At 66.5% G+C, this 701-nt stretch carries 1 protein-coding gene; it reads right to left on the reverse strand.

The genetic code is table 11. From position 1 onward, the window contains the following. Window positions 1–701 (reverse strand): IS701 family transposase (locus CKO28_RS27840; RefSeq protein WP_200344805.1); only part of this gene is annotated, 701 nt, incomplete at both ends.

A 701-nucleotide genomic window follows, 5' to 3' on the forward strand; every position in this document is an offset into this window, starting at 1 on the left:
GGTAAGGACTTCGAGACCAGCCTCGCTTCAGCCGAAAGCTGGGTATACCTCGCGAATATCCAGCTCCTCGTCCACCGCCTCGGAAGAGCCTGAAAACGCCGAATTAGTTCCGAGTCTGACTCTGAGGGGGGAAAAGCCGGCCGCTCGGCGACCAAAAAGCCGCAGGCGGCGACGCATAGCGCCGCGTGATGATGGAACCCTGGCCATCCGCGGCCTTCGTAGTGGCCCAGACCGAGTTCTTGCTTGAGTTCCTGGTAGTCACGTTCGATCAGCCAACGCTGTTTGGCATGATAGACGAGGTCGGTCAGCGAGGTCTCTTCGGCTATGGTCGAGAGCCAGAAGTTCGTCGGCTTGGCTTCGTTCTCCGGCCATTCGATCAGGAGCCAGTGCTCGACCCGGGGTTCGCTGCGGCGGGCATCGCCCTGGGCCGGCCGCACGCGCACCGCGGCGAAGCGCGAGGAAAGCGTCTCCGCAACACCTTCACGCCAGGAGACCGCTGCCCAGCTCGTCGCCGGCAGCTGTTCGGCCAGCTCGCGCACCTGAACCGTGGGCGCGTCGTCGCCGCCGCGGCGCAGGCGCGTCGGCTTACGCCCGCGGCCGGACCACGCCGGAACCGCCGGCTCGGTTCCCGGCGGCCAGACCACGATGTTGCCCTGGACGCCGACGACGTAGGTCAGCCCCAGCTCCGTGAGCGCATCTCG

This window comes from Rhodovibrio sodomensis, assembly GCF_016583645.1.
Classification (GTDB): domain Bacteria; phylum Pseudomonadota; class Alphaproteobacteria; order Kiloniellales; family Rhodovibrionaceae; genus Rhodovibrio; species Rhodovibrio sodomensis.